This is a genomic window from Bartonella sp. AA83SXKL (assembly GCF_042196965.1).
Lineage (GTDB): Bacteria > Pseudomonadota > Alphaproteobacteria > Rhizobiales > Rhizobiaceae > Bartonella.
This window is the reverse complement of the sequence record NZ_JBHIRG010000199.1, coordinates 1-688: the sequence shown is the minus strand read 5'-3', so window position 1 is coordinate 688 and position 688 is coordinate 1. Positions and strand designations below refer to the sequence as shown.

1 protein-coding gene and 1 pseudogene are annotated in these 688 nt (G+C 42.3%); both read right to left on the bottom strand.

Features of this window, described 5'->3' with window-relative positions; translation table 11 throughout:
• A partial coding sequence (locus ACFINO_RS10595; RefSeq protein ID WP_375655811.1) for a lambda exonuclease family protein occupies window positions 1-380 on the bottom strand: 380 nt, incomplete at its 3' end.
• 1 nt (window position 381) lies between these two features.
• Window positions 382-688 (bottom strand): annotated as a pseudogene (locus ACFINO_RS10590) (recombinase); the annotation flags it as partial.

The window sequence follows — 688 nt, the reverse complement described above, 5'->3', positions numbered from 1 at the left end:
ATATAAAAGCGTAGATGCTTGGTGGAGTGTGGGCATTTGACTTCAACTAAACCCTCCTCCCCAATCAATCCATCAGGGCTTGCTCCAGCCATTTCTATGGTGGGATGTTGAATGAAACCACATTTTATGACCTCTGTGTCATAAATGATGGCATATTCTTTTAGTGCATCCTCTTCATGCTCAATGCCCCATTGCATAGCTGGTGTTAGATAAGATTGGCTTATTTCCTCTGTTAATCGCTCTGTCATGAGTTTGATTTTGTACTCCTCATATTTGCTAGTAGGTGTTCCTTTGGCTGTTTTACTGAGCACATTGTAAATGTTTGAAGCAGTGACTTTGCCTAATCTTGCTTGAAACCACTCTGCTGTTCTTTGCTCCATGTTACACCGCCGTTTGCTGTTCTTGTTGTGAGAGAGATTGCTCTGCTTTTGCTATTTGTTTGTTTCGTTTATCTTTCAAAAGATGCAATACCGTTTGAGCCTGTCCATCAGACATATCGGCAAGATTGTTGACTTTGGCATAAGCAAGTATCTTGGTTTCTTCTGTTTGGGTTTGTGCCATGAGTGTTCTGATCTCACTGATCTGCTGCGGAAATGCACTTGTGAGAGGCACGTTCCCATCCGTATCATCATCTGCACTCACAACATTAAGAAGCATGCCTAACAGATATCCGCGTGCATAGGTGATA